The sequence below is a fragment of the Cerasibacillus sp. genome, from assembly GCF_036516575.1.
Classification (GTDB): domain Bacteria; phylum Bacillota; class Bacilli; order Bacillales; family Amphibacillaceae; genus Cerasibacillus.
The window spans coordinates 21,094-39,376 of record NZ_DATBTY010000080.1; the positions used below are offsets into that span (position 1 = coordinate 21,094).

The window sequence follows — 18,283 nt, forward strand, 5'->3', positions numbered from 1 at the left end:
ATAAAAGTGGTTTATTCTGTTTAAACTGATGGATAGATTGGGGAGATTAAAAGATGTTCTATGTCACATTTTTTGGTATCAGTGATATTGATCTTGTTTATAGCTTTATTTTTTTGGGGATACTCGCAAGTTATTTTATTATGAAACCGTTAATAAATATCATTCTGACACTTCAATTAAGACGGTTACTCCATTATATTTTAAGTAGTTTATTATTTTTCACATGTTATTTTGGAGCGGGATTGTGGTTGAAAGATTGGCAGGATATTATTTTTGGCCAATTGAAATTTACTTTTCAACTCGTAGCTTTATTCGGAGGTATTTTGTTAATCCTATATATTTTTAGAGAGATTAGCAGACGCGTCTAGAGTAATTGTAGAGGAGCAATCATTACGTTTACGAGATACCTTGCAATCAATGAATAGCGAGAGAAGAAATAGGCATATTTGAACGGGAAGGTTTTTAATGTCTTCCCGTTTCCATTATCGTCTTTGTTTTCTTCTAGTTGGAGGCCATTCCATTTTCCCGAGAGAAGAAGGCGTATAATAAGAGGAATAACGTTTATTTTTTGGCTTTTTTTCTTGTTTCGGTTTCCAATTAATATATTGATAAACAATACGTTTCGCTTTTGATAATGACATTTTTGTCCGGGGGTTACGATAACTATGATCTAATTTCCCTAAATGCTTTAGGTCGTTAAAGTCTTCTTTTGATGGTGGAATGTGGAAATAGTAATTATCGATTTTTATTAATAAGGTAGAATGTTGATTACTATATTTTGGATTATCGGAAAAGTGTAGCCCAATCTTTTCTGCTTTGTTTTCCCTTAATAGTTTAAGAATGGATTCCTTCTTTATATAATATAAATGTTGTGGTTCAAGTGCTGTTTTAGCATGGCGATTAATCGTGTAGATAGCTTGTGCCAGTTCTTGTACTTGTTCCTTTTCCGGCATGGTATCACCCCCTCATATATTAAAGTGTTGAAAGTTTAAAATTATTTTACAAACTATATATATCGTATCGTAAAGATTGTTTCATAGCAAACGATTCTAATCAAATTGTTTTATGCTTTAATTGATAAACGTGTATTTCGGGTGTACATAAGAAACGAAAAGGAAGACGGGTTGTACCTATCCCACGATTAACAAACAATGTAAAATCATCAGTCACTTGATATCGGCCTTCAGTATATTTCTTTGCATAAATGGGTGTATAGAGATGACCAAAAAATGGCAAGCGAACTTGCCCCCCATGGCTATGTCCTGACAGTTGTACGTCAACTGAATAATGTTTAGCATATTTAGCTAGATCGGGCTCATGGGCTAGTAGAATCGTAAAAAGATTAGAATCATTGTTTTTAAGTGCACCATCTATGTCTGGTTTACCTAATATGGCGTCATCAATCCCAGCCAAAATAATCTCTTCTTGATTATGGTTAATGCGTGTATGTGTATTTTGTAATAAATGAAAGTCCGCATCTTTCATAAACTTTTTAAGAATGTCCGTTCCGTATCCCCCGTGGTCATGATTACCATAAATCCAATATTTTCCATAGGGTGCTACAAGTGATTTTAATAATCCGTTCAGTTCGTTATTCCAATGAAACTGATGTGGACGATCAACGAAATCGCCAGTAAATACAATTAAATCTGGTTGTAATTGATTAATTTTATCGATTAACTTACTAAATTGTTCTGTTGTATAGTGGAAGCCGATGTGTGTATCGGAAAACTGAACGATCTTAAATTGATTAAATGCTGGTGGTATTTTGTGAGATGTGATTGTCTCGTGTTGGATATGTAGACGATTCGGTTCAATATGTCTAGCATAATAGTAAGAACCACTACCTAAACCAATTAATAACAGCCCACTACCAATCATCCGCTTAATAAATGTTCGTCTATTCATAGATTTAACCTCATTTAATTTATATTCTTGAAAAAGCCATTAAATAAACTAAATATCCCTTTTTAAAATTATACATGATAATAAACAATAATTATAGATGAAGTTTCAATGAAGCGACGTCATTGTTTTTTGTTTTTTAAAAGTTTTTAGAAAAGACAGGTGGATAAAATTTGGTTAATACCATTATTATGATAAACTATAAGGGGTGATAACCTCTTTCTTTCGACATGTTCATTTTTAGTAAAGGGGGAATTTACAAATGAATACAATGGAAGACAAAGCTTCAATGTCACAAATTACAGTTAAAGATTTAATGATTCCATCTGAGAAGGTGGCACATGTGCAGACAAATAATCCATTGGAACACGCTTTACTAGTCCTCGTAAAAACTGGCTATTCAGCCGTACCTGTCTTAAATGCTTCATATCAATTAGAAGGAGTTATTGGTAAATCAATTATTTTGAATGAGACCCTTGGGCTTGAACGCTTTGAATTTGAAAGGCTTTCCGAAATAACAGTTGAAGAGGTCATGGATACAGATATACCCGTATTACATGAACACCATTCCTACATAGAAGGATTGAAGGCGGTTATAAATTATCCATTTATTTGCATTGTTGATAATGATCGACATTTTGATGGTATATTAACACGAAGGGGAATATTAAAACAAGCAAGAAATAATTATTATTTAACTAATCAAACGACATATCAATAGAAGGTGGGGCAATGGAGGTTTTATCAAAGAAAAATCTGAACGAATGCACATTCACCGCTTTGGAAATACACTTCGCTTTTTAGCGGGCGACCGGTGAGCCTCCTCGTGCTAACGCACTCCGGGGGTCTCACCGATACCTTTTATCCTGCGACGGACAGAGCGTGGCCGTACCTAGCCGACCGGGGTCCTCGTTTATTTCCAACGCTATAATAGTACAATGTTCGACCTTAGAGTTGGGCATATTATTTTTGTCCCGATTTCTAATCGCCTTTTTGTAAAATATGTTGTTAGAGCAGGGATGTTTATGAATCAAATGATGAAACGTCAGAAAATACACCGTCCACTCGTTCTTGCTTCTGTCATGCTTGGTATGTTTTTAGCAGCTATTGAAGGGACAATTGTGGCAACTGCTATGCCTAGCATTGTTGCTGATTTAGGGGGTTTTTCATTATATAGTTGGGTGTTTTCAGCATATTTACTAACGAATGCTTCAACGGTTTTAATCTTTGGGAAGCTAGCTGATACATATGGGAGAAAGCCAATTTTCATTGGAGGCGTTATCGTATTTCTAATCGGATCAACATTATCCGGCTTTGCTGTTTCAATGGAAATGCTAATCGGTGCCCGTTTTATCCAAGGGGTTGGTGCGGGTGCATTAATGCCTATGGCAACAACGATTGTTGGGGACATTTATACAAAAGAAGAACGGGCTAAAGTTCAAGGTTATTTATCTAGTGTATGGGGGATTTCAGCTGTGTCTGGGCCATTATTAGGTGGTTTGTTTGTTGACGTTCTCCATTGGCGCTATGTTTTTTGGATGAATATTCCGTTAGGTATTTTAGCTATGATTGGTATTTTATTTTTCTTACACGAGCATATCGAAAAGAAAAAACGCGAGATTAATTACCTTGGCACATTCTTATTGTTCATTACAGTTAGTTCGCTTATGGTGTTATTAACTGAAATGAGTCATATATCTAGGCCTAATCAATTTTTATTACTCATTGGAATAACCATTGTGAGCCTGATTCTTTTTTGCGTTTATGAAAGACGTTCTAAAATGCCTGTTATGCCTTTAAAACTATGGAGAAATGGCCCAATTAGAATAGCTAATTTAACCGCCTTGACTACAGGTATGATTGTTATCGGTGTATCGAGTTATTTACCGACATATGTTCAAGGCATCATGGGTAAGTCGGCGACGATCGCAGGATTTACATTAACGATGATGTCAATTGGCTGGCCAATTGCATCTACAGTTGCTGGACGACTCTTGCTTCGTATTGGTTATCGTTCCACCGCTGTATTAGGTGGTGTTTCATTATTGCTTGGTAGCGTGTTTTTCTATTTTCTAACGCCGTTAAAAAGTCCAATCTGGGCAGGGACAGGCTCGTTTTTTATAGGGGTCGGAATGGGACTTACGAGTACGACGTTTATCGTCTTGATCCAAAGCAGTGTACGTTGGGATATTCGTGGTATTGCTACTGCAAGTCATATATTTATGCGTTCACTCGGTAGTACTATTGGAGTGGCTATTCTTGGTGCTGTTTTAAATTATAAGATTAATAGTCACATCCAACAAAATGAGTGGGAAGGGGCTGTCTCACTCGATACCTTTAATAAACTATTAGATCCGATTCAAAAGGGAGATTTATCAGAATCAATTATCATAATGTTACGTGAGGGTCTATCACAAGGCTTGCACACAGTTTATATTGGCTTGTTTGTACTTGCAATCATTAGTTTTCTCCTAATCTTCTTTATGAAGAAAGAATAATCATAGACATAAGTTAAGCAAGTTTGATATATTCTTTATTAAAATTATTATCATGTAACATTGACTGAAAAATAACTTTCTTATATAATAGTAAATGTAAGTTAATAATAGAAAATTTTGGAGGGATTACATATGGCAGAAAGAATGGTAGGTAAACAAGCACCACGTTATGAAATGGAAGCTGTCATGCCAAATAAAGAATTCGGTAAAGTTTCTTTAGAGGAAAACATCAAGAACGATAAGTGGACTGTACTATTTTTCTACCCAATGGACTTTACATTTGTGTGCCCAACAGAAATTACAGCAATGTCTGACCGCTATGAGGAATTCCAAGATTTAGATGCGGAAATCATCGGTGTTTCTACAGATACAATTCATACACACTTAGCATGGATTAATACACCACGTGAAGACAACGGTCTAGGTGATTTAAACTATCCTTTAGCAGCAGATACAAACCATGCTGTTTCAAAAGAATATGGTGTACTAATTGAAGAAGAAGGGGTAGCACTTCGTGGATTATTTATTATTGATCCAGAGGGTGAACTAAAATACCAAGTTGTAAACCATAATGATATTGGTCGTGATGTTGATGAAACATTACGTGTGTTACAAGCATTACAAACTGGTGGACTATGCCCTGCAAACTGGAAACCAGGTCAAAAAACTCTATAATTTTAATATATTAGGAGCTGGCTCATTTAGGGCTAGTTCCTTTTCTATCCTAAATTCTCATTTAGAGGAGGAATATGATGCGTTTAAGAGATCCATTACCAGAATTAAAAGGAGCGACGACTTGGCTTCATTCAGAGCCGATTACGAAGGAGGAGTTAGTAGGAAAGAAACCAACACTCATTCATTTTTGGTCTGTAAGTTGTGGTCTTTGTAAAGAAGCCATGCCAAATGTCAATGAATTCCGTGATGAATATAAGAATGATCTTAACGTTATCGCTGTCCACATGCCACGTTCTGAGAAAGACTTAGATATCGATCAAGTAAAGGCGGTGGCGGAAGAGTATGATATAACGCAACCGATCTTCGTTGATAATGATCATGCGTTAACCGACGCATTTGAGAATCAGTATGTGCCTGCTTACTATGTGTTTGATAAAGACGGTCAACTACGTCATTTTCAAGCAGGTGGCGGTGGTATGAAAATGTTAAGAAAACGTGTAAACCGTGTGTTAGGAATAAAAGAATAATAGGAATAAATTCTTATTGAGCCTGGGACATAACTAGCAAAGAAGTTAGATGATTCCATCATTCAAGATGGACTACCTAACTTCTTTTTACTTCACTGGTGATTTGTCTCAGTCTGTTTATTTTTCATAAAAAATTTATCAAAAGACTTTATTTAAAACAAAAAGTATTATAATATTGAAAGACGCGTTATTATTTAAAAGAGAAAGAATGGTGAAACGATTTCAATACATAGTATGGTGTTATAATTCAGAAACTTGTAATAATGAAGAGTTTATAATAAAAAAGTTTAGGGCATCGTTTTCAATAGGGGAGGGACTATATTGGTTACATTTAAAAAGCTAAAGTCATTCTATTGGCCTTACAAGAAATATTTCTTTTGGTCTTTATTTTTTTTGTTTTTTGTTACATCTATTACGCTCGTATATCCAATCATTTTACAGTTAACAATTGACGAAGTCGTGGCAAAAAATAAATATCATGTTATTCCATATATCGCTCTAGTTTTCTTTGTATTACAGTTAATTAAAGGAATTGCAACATATTATCAACAATATTTAGGAGACTTATTTGGAATAACGGCTGTGTATGATATGAGAAACGCCTTATATATTAAATTACAAGTATTGTCATTTAAATATTATGATAATGCAAAAACTGGTGATCTCATGTCGCGTTTAACAGCAGATGTAGAAGGTTTTCGTTTCTTCCTTTCATTTGGTATGGCCGAATTAATTCGTACAATTTTGCTAATGATAATGAGTCTCGCTCTTATGTTTTACTATTCAATCCCTTTAACACTTGTTACGATGGCAGCTATGCCTTTTCTTGTTTTTGTCGTTTATCGTTTTGATAAAAGGGTTCATCCAGCATTTCGAGGATTGCGACGATCTTTTGGAAAATTAAATACGCGTGTACAAGAAAATATAACAGGGATGAATACGGTAAAGTCACTTTCTAAAGAAGGATATGAAATCGATCGATTCTCTACGAGTAACGCAAATTATAAAGACAATTATCTCAAAACCTCTAATATTTGGGCACGATTTTTCCCCTTAATGGAGTTCATCGGGAATGTTAGTGCTGTTTTATTGTTAGCTTTCGGTGGTTATTTAGTTATTGATAACCGTCTAGAGTTAGGGGCTTTAGTCGCGTTTTTTAGCTTGGTTTGGTATATTATGGGGCCAATTATGAACCTTGGCTTTGTTGTTAACTTATTCTCTCAGGCAAAAGCCTCTGGTGAACGGTTGAGTGAAATATTAGATGCGGCAGAAGATATCGTTGAAAAAAAGAATGCAGTTGATATACCAATAAAAGGTGATGTCACATTTAAAAATGTGTCATTAGACTATACAAATGAAGATAGTTATGCTATAAAAGATATTAATTTTGATGCACCTGCTGGTAAAGTGATTGGTTTAATTGGTGCAACAGGTTCGGGAAAGTCAACCATTACACAACTTATTGCACGGTTTTATGAACAAGATCAGGGAGACGTCCTTATTGATGGTCGTCCTATTTTTGACTATAGACTAAAAACATTGCGGCGACATATCGGTTTTGTGTTGCAAGAAACATTTTTATTCTCTACATCGATTCGTGACAATATTGCATATGGTCGTCCCGATGTATCCGAGCAACAGATTGTTCAAGCAGCAAAATATGCTGAAGCTCATGATTTCATTATGAAGCTACCTCAAGGGTATGATACGTTACTTGGAGAACGAGGCATGGGGCTATCTGGCGGTCAAAAACAACGCATTGCTATAGCGAGAGCACTATGTGTTAATCCAAGTATTCTTGTTCTTGATGACGCGACATCTGCCGTTGATATGGAAACTGAATTTAGAATTCAAAAAGCATTAAAACATGTTATGAAAGACCGGACGACATTTATTATCGCCCATCGTATTTCTTCTTTAAAACATGCGGATGAAATACTAGTCCTGGAAGAGGGGCGTATTGTTGAGCGGGGAACCCATGAAGAATTGTTAAATAATGAAGGACCTTATAGACGAATTTACGATATTCAATATCAAGATCAACACGCTATTCAGGAAATTATGAATCAGTAGATAGGAGGGGAAATAATGACGCAAGTTAAACAAAATAAAAACCGACATTTGACAAGGTTTCATTATTCAACTGAGCAAATCATTGAAAAGCCGTTTAATTGGAAACAGGTTTGGCGACTCTTGACTTATGTTAAACCATATACGAAAACGTATTTACCCGGAGCATTTATAATGATGCTCCTATCTACAGCCATTCGGTTAGCGGTACCAATTCTAATAGGTAAAGTAGCCATTGATATTGTTATTGTTGAAAAGAAGGATACAACTCTTTTAATGTATTTAGTGCTAACAATTGCGATTTTGTATCTAATTAATTTTGTAGCAAATATATACCGAATTAAATGGGTTAACTTATTAGGGCAAAATGTTATTTATGATTTGAGAAAGCACCTGTTTACACATGTGCAACGGTTATCACATCGATTCTTTGATTCTAGATCAGCAGGTTCGATTTTAGTCCGAATTATGAACGATACGAACTCATTGCAAGATGTGTTTACAAACGGGATCATTAATTTGTTGATGGATATCATTACATTAGCTGGGATCATTATTATATTGTTTTCGTTAAGCCCTAAACTTGCTCTCGCAATTATGATTGTTTTACCGCTTATGTTTTATATTTCAACAAGATTAAGGCGAGACATTCGTAGATCATGGCAACATGTAAGAATCCAACAATCTAGGATGAACTCCCATTTGAATGAAAGTATTCAAGGGATTCGAATAACGCAAGCTTTTGCTCAAGAAAATGAAAACACGGCGTATTTCGAAAAAGTCAATACGGATAATTTTAATAGTTGGCGAACGGCGACAAAGAAAAGTGCTAAATTTAGACCACTTGTTGAATTAAGTAATGCGATTGGAACGGTTATATTAATTACTTATGGGGCACATTTAATCTTGCAGCAGGAGATTTTTATTGGAACGTTTGTCTCATTCGCATTTTTCTTAGGGATGTTTTGGGAGCCAATTTCACGTCTCGGTCAAATGTACAATCAGCTATTAATGGCTATGGCATCATCGGAACGTATTTTTGAATACTTAGATGAGCAACCAATCATTCGAAATAAGAAAAATGCTTATAAATTTGATAAAATGGCTGGTCATATTACATTTGATCATGTGCAGTTTTCCTATGATGACGAACGGGTTGCGTTACATGATATATCATTAGACATTAAAGCAGGAGAAACCGTTGCTTTGGTAGGTCATACAGGGAGTGGAAAGTCTACGATTGCTAACCTTATTAGTCGGTTTTATGATCCGACGAAAGGTTCAGTTAAAATTGATGGTCATGATTTACGTGATACCGATTTAAGATTAATGCGTTCTCATATAAGTGTTGTTTTACAGGAAACATTTATTTTCTCAGGTTCAATCATGGAGAATATCCGTTTCGGCAGACCTACTGCTACTGATGATGAAGTTATTGAGGCGGCCAAAGTTGTTGGAGCAGATGAATTTATACAACGGTTACCGCACGGATATGATACTGAAGTGGAAGAAAGAGGAAGTATATTATCAGCAGGAGAGCGGCAGTTATTATCATTCGCACGTGCTTTATTAGCTAATCCGACGATTCTTATTTTAGACGAAGCAACTGCCAGCATTGATACGGAAACAGAAGTTAAGATTCAAAATGCTCTAAGACGATTGTTAAAAGGGAGAACAGCGATTATTATTGCTCACCGTTTGTCAACGATTCGTGAAGCAGATCATATTTTTGTGTTAGAAAATGGTCATATTTTAGAAAGTGGTAATCATCAAGAATTAATGGATCAACGCGGGGAATACTTTCGATTGGTAAAATCACAATTTGATATGTTGGAAGCATGATCGTTGAATATCCCTGTGATATTAGTGAAATGAATGACGCATTTTCGTACAGTATGTTACACTAACAAAGTAGATAGTACGTTCAATGTGGAGGAACTTGTATGAAAAGAGAGTTTGCCGTTATCGGCTTAGGAAGATTCGGTGGAAGTATCTGCTATGAATTAAGCAAAGAAGGTATGAATGTATTGGCAATTGATATTAGTGAGGATAAGGTGAATGAATTTAAAAATATCGCCTCACATGCGGTTATAGCAGATTCAACCGATGAAGCGACATTAAAGGAACTAGGTATTACGAATTTTGATCACGTTATTGTTGCAATCGGCGATAATATTCAAGCGAGTATTTTAACAACAGTGATTTTATCTGAACTCGGTGTTAACAAAATTACTGTTAAGGCGAATAATGATTATCATGCGAAAATAGTCAATAAAATTGGTGCCCACCATGTCGTTCATCCAGAACGTGATATGGGAAAACGGATTGCCCATAGCATCATATCGAATAATATTCTAGATTACCTGGAACTGTCAGAAGACCATAGTATTGTAGAAGTAAAAGCGAGTGATAAAATGATTGGGAAATCATTAGTTGACTTAGATATTCGCGCTAATTATGGTTGTAACGTTGTCGCCATCCGGCAGGGGAGTGACATTAATGTTTCACCCCGGGCAGATGAAATTTTACAAGAACACGATGTATTAATTGTTATTGGTTCGGATAGGGATATTTCCCGATTTGAAAAAGAACTTGTCATTGAAGACGATTAAAAAAAGGAGAGCTTAGACAAGCTCTCCTTTTTAATTAGACTTCCATGATAATTGGTAAGATCATTGGTTTTCTTTTTGTTTTCTTAAATAAAAATGGTGCAATGGTATCGGTAATTTCATTTTTAATTTCTGACCATTTCGTTGTGCGTCGTTTCATGATCTTTTGTAAATGTTCTTCAACAAGTTGTTGGGCCTGGTTAATTAAATCCTCAGATTCACGCATATAAACAAATCCACGCGAAATAATATCTGGACCAGAGGCTATTTTAAAGTCCTTCATATTGATGCTCACAACGACAATAACCAATCCTTCTTCAGAGAGGATTCTACGATCTCGAAGTACGATATTACCAATATCCCCAACTCCTTTACCGTCGACGTAAATAGAGTCGGCCGGGATTTTTCCAACAACTTTTGCAGTGTCTTTACCAATTCCTAATACTTCTCCATTATCCATTATAAATGTGTTTTCCGGATTAACACCACAGCTTTCTGCTAATTTAGTATGTTCTTTCAACATACGGTATTCGCCGTGGATGGGCATGAAGAATTTTGGTCTCATGAGACGAAGCATTAATTTCAATTCTTCTTGGCTACCATGTCCAGATGTATGAATATCACTCACTTTATGATGGATGACATCTGCTCCCGCACGATATAGATTGTCAATAATACGGTTAATACTAATCGTATTTCCTGGAATAGGTGATGATGAGAAAATAACCGTATCACCTGGAATAATTTTAATTTGTTTATGTGTACCATTAGCAATACGTGATAAAGCTGCCATCGGTTCACCTTGAGAACCAGTACATAAGATGGTTACTTTATGTGCTGGGAGTTTATTAATTTGGTTTCCTTCAATAAATGTGTTTTTTGGCGCTTGGATATAACCTAGTTCTTGTCCTAGATTTATCGCCGCTTCCATACTTCTACCAAAGACAGCAATTTTTCGTTTGTTCTTTACTGCTGCTGAAACGACTTGCTGTAATCGATAGGTGTTTGACGCAAAGGTAGCAAAGATGATTCGGTCTTCTACACGACTAAAAATATCATGGATCGTTTCGCCAACCACTCTTTCAGACATCGTAAACCCAGGTACCTCACTGTTTGTACTATCTGAAAGTAGACAAAGTACACCTTCACTTCCAATTTGTGCCATTTTCGCTAAATTAGCCGGTTCTCCAACAGGTGTAAAGTCGAATTTAAAATCCCCAGTGTGAACAATATTTCCAGGTGGTGTTTTAACTACAATCCCATAGGAATCTGGAATACTGTGTGTTGTACGGAAAAATGTAACAGATGTTTTACGGAATTTAATCATATCGTGTTCGTGAATCGTTGTCAGTTTGGCCTGACGTAATAAACCATGTTCCTCTAGTTTGTTTTTTATGAGCCCCATTGCAAGATGACCTGCATAAATCGGGATATTTACTTCGCGTAGTAAATAAGGAATCCCACCGATATGGTCCTCATGTCCGTGCGTGATGAATAAACCCTTAATTTTATCTTGGTTTTGAATAATATACGTATAGTCGGGGATAACATAATCGATTCCAAGAAGTTCATCTTCAGGGAACTTAATTCCTGCATCGACTAAAATAATTTCATCTTGAAATTGTATCCCGTATGTGTTTTTTCCTATTTCTCCTAGCCCGCCCAGTGCAAAAACTGCTGTTTGATCATTTTTTACGAATTTCATTTATTTAAACATTCTCCAATTGATAGTCTTCAGATTGCTGGTCATAGGCTAAGTGTGCTTCGGTTAAGGGCTGGATATATTCAATATTGATACGCTTATCTTGTAATTTCTGACGTACGTCTCGAATAGAATCTGCTTCTAAATAAACACTTTTAGTTCGTTCGCGAGTCGGTACTTCGTCAGGATGTTCTTGAAATAATACTTTAAAAATCATTTTACTTATCGCTCCTAGTCATTTATTCCATTATTTTCCATGATTAAATTGAAATCCAAAAAAGATTCGAGTGAAATGATAGTCATCAAACGCTCGATAACTATTTTAAATTCTGTTTTCCGTATGATATCCGTATTGTTTCCGTATATTAGTAATTAGGATTTTATTGAATTCATGTTGGTTCGCTTAATATAGTCCGATGAATGGCAAGTACGTTACGATGATTGGCCATTGTTATTTTTATATGTTGTTGGTACACGTCCTCTGCCCAGTAAGTCTTTTAAACGTTTTTTTAGCTTTTCTCTTAGACGTTTCAACATAATCGGGCATCTCCTTTCCATTGTTTAAGAAAAGCACTTGACGTTCAACCGATCCTTTCCTACTTAATTTTATTATAGTATCCTTTTTGAAATAAGAAAAGGGTTATACTCGAACTAATTTAAAACGCTTTACTCTATAGTATGCAAAAAGATTATGTAGATTGACTTTTGCTTGTTAAAATTATATCCAAAAAGCTTCGTTTTATTATATGCTTTGCCTACATAATAAACTTATACATGATTGAAAACTAAAAAATCGCCTCACCGGTTGAGTGAAGCGATTTTTATAAAACTACTCAATTGCCCTTGCGTTAGAAGGAGCATGGAAAGGATTATCCTCATTAATATGGTCATAGAACATAACTCCATTTAAATGATCAATTTCATGTTGCATCACAATCGCTGCATAATCTTTTAATCGGAGTTTAATTTCATTTCCTTCGATATCAGTCGCTTTTACGGTAATGCGTGCATACCTCGGGACATAACCTTCAATCGGGCGATCTACTGATAAGCAGCCTTCACCAGCCGCTAAATAAGCTTGTTCAACTGAATGACTAATAATCTTTGGATTAAATAAACCATAGCTGTACTTTTTACCATTAAAATCTTCAAAATGAACAGCTATCATTCGTTTTGTGATACCAAGTTGCGGGGCCGCTAAGCCAACACCTGGTCTTAATTTATATTTCTCGCATAGTTCATCATCTTGGCTATTCTTTAAGAACTCAAGCATTTTCTTTAATGTTTTAACTTCTTCTTCTGAAGGTGGCATGACTACTTCTTTAGATTTTTTTCTTAAAGCAGGATGACCTTCTCGTACAATATCTTTCATCGTAATCATAAATCGTCACTCCACTATATGTTTAGCAATCTTTTTCTACAAAAATAAATACTAGTTAATAGTTTAACATAAATGATATGATTAAACACGGTTCATGTCATAATAACTAATATTACATCATATGTTTCTTATGATATACTTGGAACAAATAATGTTGAAACTATTTGTGAAAGGGGAGAGCAAATGACTAGAAATATGTATTATCTTATTCTCCTAGTTGGTTTAATTTTCATGCTTTCTGCATGTGGTGAATCAGTACAAGAGAAAATATATGGCCATTTGGAAGAAACCGTTTCTTTAGAGCAAGAGTTTTCAAAGAACCAAAAAGAATTAATAAAACTAGAAAAAAAAGAGCAAGATATATACGACAAGATTATCGATCTATCTTCGGAACAATTAGATGAAATAAAAAAGCTTTCTAATGAGGCCAATGAACTAATTGAAAAGCGTTTAGAGCTAATCAAATTAGAAAACGAGAGTCTTCAAACAGCAAAAGAGGAATTTATAAAAGTAAAGGCACTTAAAGATGACGTAACTGATGAAGAAATAGAGCATTCTCTCAATCAGCTATACGATAAAATGATTGAACGTTACGATGCATATGACGACATTTTTCAAACATATAAAGATACTTTGGACTTGGAAAAAGAACTATATAACATGTTAGCTGACGAAGATTCAACACAAGAACAGTTATCTAAACATATCGAGTTGTTAAATGAACATTATGAAACGATTATTGAGATAAATAATACATTCAATAAAAAAACTGAGGAATATAATGACTTGAAACGTAAATTTTATGAGAAAGCAGATTTGGATGTGGCATACGACGAATAGGATTAAGCGAAGTGGCTAGGACAAAACAACCAGTGAATGTAAAAAGAAAATGAATCAATTTCACGATGAATAGCATTCTCGGACTGCGAACGATAGATCGAGCTAACAACTTTGTTACGTGTACTACAGGTGGCCGTTTTCCACGGGTATGGCTTAATCCTCTTCGAAAAACCACTTCCTGTAGGTTCTCCGGGTTCTTAAAGGCTATTTTGCGTTTCGCTCGAATGACAGTAAGAGTCAAATAGAAAGTAGGAAAATAAATTAGGTTTTGCGTTCATAGTGGTAAACTTGAGAATGTTCATCACCATAAACAAACTCCAACAACATATAACGAAAATCGACCAACAAAAAAGGTTCCAATTATCAAAGTCCGATGATTGGAACCTTATTATTGTATTCTTGGCTCGTTTTTTGGCATTGTTAGTTTAAGAATAATTGATAGTACAGTTTACATAGAGACTATAACAGGATGAGTGTATACGTATAATACAAGTATAATATGTACTAAAGTCGTTGGTTATATTATGAAGCAGGTTACAAAGTAGTTGACCAGAATCCGATTCATAAGGTAGAATTAGAATTAGAAAGTTGTACTATTAAATGTAAGTTTGTATATGTAACAGTTCATTTATTACCCAAACTGTAGAAGTACAGATTGAATTTTAGGGTAAACTAAATAAAAACCCTTAGGAAAGGAAGAGGTGAAGGTAGTGAAACATGTACTAAACAAAGTAGAAAAAAAGTTTGAAATGTTTCAAATTCTGAATGAAGAAGGAAAAGTAGTTGAAAAGGATGATATGCCTGATCTATCGGATGAGGAGTTAAGAGAATTGATGCGTCGAATGGTTTACACACGTATACTAGATCAACGCTCAATCGCCTTAAACCGCCAAGGACGTTTAGGGTTTTATGCTCCGACAGCTGGACAAGAAGCATCGCAAATTGCCAGTCACTTTGCAATGGAAAAAGGAGACTTTCTATTACCAGCATATCGGGATGTACCACAATTAATTTGGCATGGTCTTCCTTTATACCAAGCATTTCTATTTTCTAGAGGTCATTATCATGGTAATCAAATGCCTGAAGGGGTCCGTGCATTAAGCCCGCAAATTATTATCGGTGCCCAATATATTCAAGCGGCAGGAGTCGGGCTTGGAATGAGACTACGTGGAAAAGACGCTGTTGCTGTCACATACACGGGTGATGGTGGAACTTCCCAAGGTGATTTCTATGAAGGGATTAACTTTGCAGGGGTATATGATGCAAATTGTATTTTTATCGTTCAAAATAACGGCTTTGCTATATCAGTTCCGAGAGAAATGCAAACCAAAGCTAAAACACTTGCACAAAAAGCAGTCGCTGCCGGTATTGAAGGAATCCAAGTAGATGGAATGGACCCATTGGCTGTATATGCCGTTACAAAGCATGCTCGTGAACGGGCTATAAAAGGTGAAGGACCAACGCTAATTGAGACAATTACTTACCGTTACGGTCCACACACAATGGCTGGTGACGACCCAACGCGATATCGTACATCCGATTTAGATACCGAATGGGAAAAGAAGGACCCGCTTGTTCGTTTTAGAATCTTTTTAGAAGAAAAGGGACTTTGGTCTCAAGAGGAAGAAGATCAAGTCATTGAACAAGCAAAAGAAGATATTCGTGAAGCTATTAAAAAGGCAGACCAATATCCAAAGCAGAAAGTTACTGATTTTATTGGGAATATGTTTGAAGAACTTCCACTAAATTTACAAGAGCAAATGGAAGAATATAAGGCAAAGGAGTCGAAATAAACGATGGCACAAATGACTATGATACAAGCAATCACTGATGCATTACGAATCGAATTAAAAAATGATGAAAATGTATTAGTGTTTGGGGAAGATGTCGGTAAAAACGGTGGTGTATTCCGGGCAACAGACGGATTACAAGCTGAGTTTGGCGAAAAACGTGTATTTGATACACCTTTAGCGGAGTCTGCAATTAATGGGTTGGCAATTGGTTTAGCCTTAGAAGGATTCCGCCCTGTGCCAGAAATTCAGTTCTTCGGTTTCGTTTATGAGACTATGGATTCAATTAACGGGCAAATGGCTCGTATGAGATTCCGTTCTGGTAATACGGAACATGCGCCGATTACGATTCGCTCACCATTTGGTGGAGGGGTTAATACACCAGAGTTACATGCTGATTCATTAGAAGGATTAATTGCTCAACAGCCTGGCGTAAAAGTCGTCATTCCTTCAACTCCATATGATGCAAAAGGATTATTGATTTCGTCTATTCGTGATAACGATCCAGTCGTTTTCTTAGAGCATATGAAGTTATATCGCTCATTCCGTGAAGAAGTTCCAGAAGGTGAGTATACAATCGAATTAGGTAAGGCGGATGTTAAGCGAAAAGGAAAAGATGTAACTATTATTGCATATGGTGCAATGGTTCACTCTGCATTAAAAGCGGCGGAACAACTAGAAAAAGAAAAAATTAATGCTGAAGTCATTGATTTGCGCACTGTTTCACCAATTGATTATGAAACAATTGTTGAATCAGTTAAAAAGACAAATCGTGTCATTGTTGTTCAAGAAGCTCAGCGCCAAGCGGGTATTGCGGCTAATGTCGTAGCAGAAATTCAAGAAAGAGCAATCTTACATCTTGAAGCACCTGTCATGCGTGTAGCAGCACCAGACACGGTTTATCCTTTTGCAGAAGCAGAGCACTTATGGTTGCCGGACGATAAAGATATTATTGAAAAAGTTAAATATGTACTAAACTATTAAAAATCGGAGTAGGAGGTCGAGTCTATTGGCATTTGAATTTAAGCTTCCAGATATTGGCGAAGGTATTCATGAAGGTGAAATTGTAAAATGGTTTGTTAAAGAAGGCGAAGAAATTAAAGAAGACGATGTCTTATGTGAAGTGCAAAATGATAAGGCGGTCGTTGAGATTCCTTCTCCTGTTGAAGGAACGGTTTTAAAAATTCACGTTGATGAAGGCAGTGTCGCAATCGTTGGTGACACACTTATTTCCATTGATGCAGAAGGATATGAAGATATAGCGGAACCTACAGAGGATGTAGTAGAACCTGAACCAGAAGCACCTACTATTGAGAAAGAAACGAAGGTGACTAATAACAAAGAAGTCGAAGATGAAACAGAAGAAACGAAACTGGTCATAGCGATGCCATCAGTCCGTAAATATGCCCGAGATCGAGATGTAGATATTCGCCAAGTTACTGGAACAGGGAAAAACGGACGTATATTAAAAGAAGATATTGATCGTTTTATGAGTGGTGAACAACCGACAGAAGTTGAATCAACTGAACAAACAGAGACAACTAAAGTGACGGAAGAGTCACCGATTGTAGCAGCGGGACAATATGAAGAAACACGTGAAAAAATGAGCGGTATTCGTCGTGCGATTGCACAAGCAATGGTAGAATCGAAAACAAAGGCACCACATGTTACTTTAATGGATGATATCGATGTGACAGAATTAGTTGCTCATCGTCGTAAGTTTAAAGAAGTTGCTAGTGAACAAGGGATTAAACTAACATACTTACCGTATGTCGTGAAAGCACTCGTTTCCGCACTTAAGAAGTTCCCAGTCTTAAATGCAGCTATTGATGATGAAACGGAAGAAATTGTTTATAAACATTACTATAATGTCGGTATAGCAGCTGATACTGATCGTGGTTTACTCGTTCCTGTTGTAAAAGATGCTGACCGTAAATCAATCTTTGATATATCAAAAGAGATAAATGAATTGGCAGAAAAGGCACGAAGTGGTAAAATGACATCTGAGGAGATGAAGGGAGCCTCAAGTACAATTACGAATATCGGATCTGCAGGTGGCCAATGGTTTACACCTGTCTTAAATTATCCTGAAGCAGCCATTTTAGGTATTGGGCGTATTCAAGAAAAGCCGATTGTACGTAATGGAGAGATAGTCATTGCTCCAGTACTTGCATTATCATTGAGCTTTGATCATCGTATTGTGGATGGTGCGACAGCTCAATTGGCTCTAAATCAAATCAAACGTTTATTAAACGATCCACAACTAATAATGATGGAGGCGTAGAT

General features: G+C 36.0%; 17 protein-coding genes. 12 read left to right on the top strand and 5 right to left on the bottom strand.

Annotation, left to right across the window (positions count from 1 at the left end; genetic code table 11):
* Positions 1-53: 53 nt before the first annotated feature.
* A complete protein-coding gene (locus VIG73_RS13900; RefSeq protein ID WP_331643044.1) occupies positions 54-368 on the top strand; it encodes a hypothetical protein in 315 nt (104 codons plus the stop codon).
* A gap of 114 nt (positions 369-482) precedes the next feature.
* On the opposite strand, the gene VIG73_RS13905 is transcribed toward VIG73_RS13900, so the two are convergent.
* Together VIG73_RS13905 and VIG73_RS13910 are read right to left on the bottom strand one after the other, a co-directional pair.
* Positions 483-953 (bottom strand): YkyB family protein, encoded by a 471-nt coding sequence (locus tag VIG73_RS13905; protein WP_331643046.1) that lies wholly within the window; start codon positions 951-953, stop codon positions 483-485.
* Between the two features lie 100 nt (positions 954-1,053).
* Positions 1,054-1,908, bottom strand: coding sequence for a metallophosphoesterase (locus VIG73_RS13910; RefSeq protein ID WP_331643048.1), 855 nt, complete (start codon positions 1,906-1,908; stop codon positions 1,054-1,056).
* Between the two features lie 259 nt (positions 1,909-2,167).
* Between VIG73_RS13910 and cbpB the strand changes: the two genes are divergently transcribed.
* From cbpB to VIG73_RS13945, 7 genes are all read left to right on the top strand, one after another.
* Positions 2,168-2,626 carry a cyclic-di-AMP-binding protein CbpB gene (gene cbpB, locus VIG73_RS13915; protein WP_331643050.1) on the top strand — a complete coding sequence of 153 codons (459 nt, stop codon included), beginning with the start codon at positions 2,168-2,170 and terminating at the stop codon, positions 2,624-2,626.
* A 304-nt stretch (positions 2,627-2,930) separates the two neighbouring features.
* A complete protein-coding gene (locus VIG73_RS13920; protein ID WP_331643052.1) occupies positions 2,931-4,403 on the top strand; it encodes an MDR family MFS transporter in 1,473 nt (490 codons plus the stop codon).
* 132 nt (positions 4,404-4,535) lie between these two features.
* Positions 4,536-5,078: a peroxiredoxin gene (locus VIG73_RS13925; protein ID WP_331643054.1), complete on the top strand. Its 543-nt coding sequence runs from the start codon at positions 4,536-4,538 to the stop codon at positions 5,076-5,078.
* Between the two features lie 77 nt (positions 5,079-5,155).
* Positions 5,156-5,605, top strand: coding sequence for a TlpA disulfide reductase family protein (locus tag VIG73_RS13930; protein ID WP_331643056.1), 450 nt, complete (start codon positions 5,156-5,158; stop codon positions 5,603-5,605).
* A 321-nt stretch (positions 5,606-5,926) separates the two neighbouring features.
* On the top strand, positions 5,927-7,678 hold the full coding sequence (locus VIG73_RS13935; RefSeq protein WP_331643058.1) for an ABC transporter ATP-binding protein: 1,752 nt from the start codon (positions 5,927-5,929) through the stop codon (positions 7,676-7,678).
* A 15-nt stretch (positions 7,679-7,693) separates the two neighbouring features.
* Positions 7,694-9,517 carry an ABC transporter ATP-binding protein gene (locus tag VIG73_RS13940; RefSeq protein ID WP_331643061.1) on the top strand — a complete coding sequence of 608 codons (1,824 nt, stop codon included), beginning with the start codon at positions 7,694-7,696 and terminating at the stop codon, positions 9,515-9,517.
* A gap of 101 nt (positions 9,518-9,618) precedes the next feature.
* Positions 9,619-10,287, top strand: coding sequence for a TrkA family potassium uptake protein (locus tag VIG73_RS13945; RefSeq protein ID WP_331643063.1), 669 nt, complete (start codon positions 9,619-9,621; stop codon positions 10,285-10,287).
* A gap of 34 nt (positions 10,288-10,321) precedes the next feature.
* Here the strand turns inward: VIG73_RS13945 and rnjA are convergent, their stop codons facing one another.
* From rnjA to def, 3 genes are all read right to left on the bottom strand, one after another.
* Positions 10,322-11,989: a ribonuclease J1 gene (gene rnjA, locus VIG73_RS13950; protein ID WP_331643065.1), complete on the bottom strand. Its 1,668-nt coding sequence runs from the start codon at positions 11,987-11,989 to the stop codon at positions 10,322-10,324.
* A 4-nt stretch (positions 11,990-11,993) separates the two neighbouring features.
* A complete protein-coding gene (locus tag VIG73_RS13955) occupies positions 11,994-12,203 on the bottom strand; it encodes a DNA-directed RNA polymerase subunit epsilon (RefSeq protein ID WP_331643066.1) in 210 nt (69 codons plus the stop codon).
* A 612-nt stretch (positions 12,204-12,815) separates the two neighbouring features.
* Positions 12,816-13,367, bottom strand: a complete 552-nt coding sequence (gene def, locus VIG73_RS13960) for a peptide deformylase (RefSeq protein WP_331643068.1) — start codon at positions 13,365-13,367, stop codon at positions 12,816-12,818.
* Positions 13,368-13,550: 183 nt separating this feature from the next.
* On the opposite strand from def, the gene VIG73_RS13965 reads away from it, so the two are divergent.
* The 4 genes from VIG73_RS13965 to VIG73_RS13980 all read left to right on the top strand — a co-directional run bounded on the left by VIG73_RS13965 (position 13,551) and on the right by VIG73_RS13980 (position 18,281).
* Positions 13,551-14,207 carry a YkyA family protein gene (locus tag VIG73_RS13965; RefSeq protein WP_331643070.1) on the top strand — a complete coding sequence of 219 codons (657 nt, stop codon included), beginning with the start codon at positions 13,551-13,553 and terminating at the stop codon, positions 14,205-14,207.
* A 749-nt stretch (positions 14,208-14,956) separates the two neighbouring features.
* Positions 14,957-16,000 (top strand): pyruvate dehydrogenase (acetyl-transferring) E1 component subunit alpha, encoded by a 1,044-nt coding sequence (gene pdhA, locus VIG73_RS13970; RefSeq protein ID WP_331643147.1) that lies wholly within the window; start codon positions 14,957-14,959, stop codon positions 15,998-16,000.
* 3 nt (positions 16,001-16,003) lie between these two features.
* Positions 16,004-16,981, top strand: coding sequence for an alpha-ketoacid dehydrogenase subunit beta (locus VIG73_RS13975; protein WP_331643073.1), 978 nt, complete (start codon positions 16,004-16,006; stop codon positions 16,979-16,981).
* A 25-nt stretch (positions 16,982-17,006) separates the two neighbouring features.
* On the top strand, positions 17,007-18,281 hold the full coding sequence (locus VIG73_RS13980) for a dihydrolipoamide acetyltransferase family protein (RefSeq protein ID WP_331643075.1): 1,275 nt from the start codon (positions 17,007-17,009) through the stop codon (positions 18,279-18,281).
* The last annotated feature ends 2 nt before the right edge of the window (positions 18,282-18,283 follow it).

Excerpts from the sequence above, each read along its gene's own strand:
- cbpB (WP_331643050.1), top strand. The coding sequence starts at position 2,168 with ATGAATACAATGGAAGACAAAGCTTCAATGTCACAAATTACAGTTAAA.
- VIG73_RS13910 (WP_331643048.1), bottom strand. The coding sequence starts at position 1,908 with ATGAATAGACGAACATTTATTAAGCGGATGATTGGTAGTGGGCTGTTA.
- pdhA (WP_331643147.1), top strand. The coding sequence starts at position 14,957 with ATGTTTCAAATTCTGAATGAAGAAGGAAAAGTAGTTGAAAAGGATGAT.
- VIG73_RS13925 (WP_331643054.1), top strand. The coding sequence starts at position 4,536 with ATGGCAGAAAGAATGGTAGGTAAACAAGCACCACGTTATGAAATGGAA.
- rnjA (WP_331643065.1), bottom strand. The coding sequence starts at position 11,989 with ATGAAATTCGTAAAAAATGATCAAACAGCAGTTTTTGCACTGGGCGGG.
- VIG73_RS13945 (WP_331643063.1), top strand. The coding sequence starts at position 9,619 with ATGAAAAGAGAGTTTGCCGTTATCGGCTTAGGAAGATTCGGTGGAAGT.
- VIG73_RS13905 (WP_331643046.1), bottom strand. The coding sequence starts at position 953 with ATGCCGGAAAAGGAACAAGTACAAGAACTGGCACAAGCTATCTACACG.
- VIG73_RS13975 (WP_331643073.1), top strand. The coding sequence starts at position 16,004 with ATGGCACAAATGACTATGATACAAGCAATCACTGATGCATTACGAATC.
- VIG73_RS13955 (WP_331643066.1), bottom strand. The coding sequence starts at position 12,203 with ATGATTTTTAAAGTATTATTTCAAGAACATCCTGACGAAGTACCGACT.
- def (WP_331643068.1), bottom strand. The coding sequence starts at position 13,367 with ATGATTACGATGAAAGATATTGTACGAGAAGGTCATCCTGCTTTAAGA.
- VIG73_RS13965 (WP_331643070.1), top strand. The coding sequence starts at position 13,551 with ATGACTAGAAATATGTATTATCTTATTCTCCTAGTTGGTTTAATTTTC.
- VIG73_RS13940 (WP_331643061.1), top strand. The coding sequence starts at position 7,694 with ATGACGCAAGTTAAACAAAATAAAAACCGACATTTGACAAGGTTTCAT.
- VIG73_RS13900 (WP_331643044.1), top strand. The coding sequence starts at position 54 with ATGTTCTATGTCACATTTTTTGGTATCAGTGATATTGATCTTGTTTAT.
- VIG73_RS13930 (WP_331643056.1), top strand. The coding sequence starts at position 5,156 with ATGCGTTTAAGAGATCCATTACCAGAATTAAAAGGAGCGACGACTTGG.
- VIG73_RS13920 (WP_331643052.1), top strand. The coding sequence starts at position 2,931 with ATGAATCAAATGATGAAACGTCAGAAAATACACCGTCCACTCGTTCTT.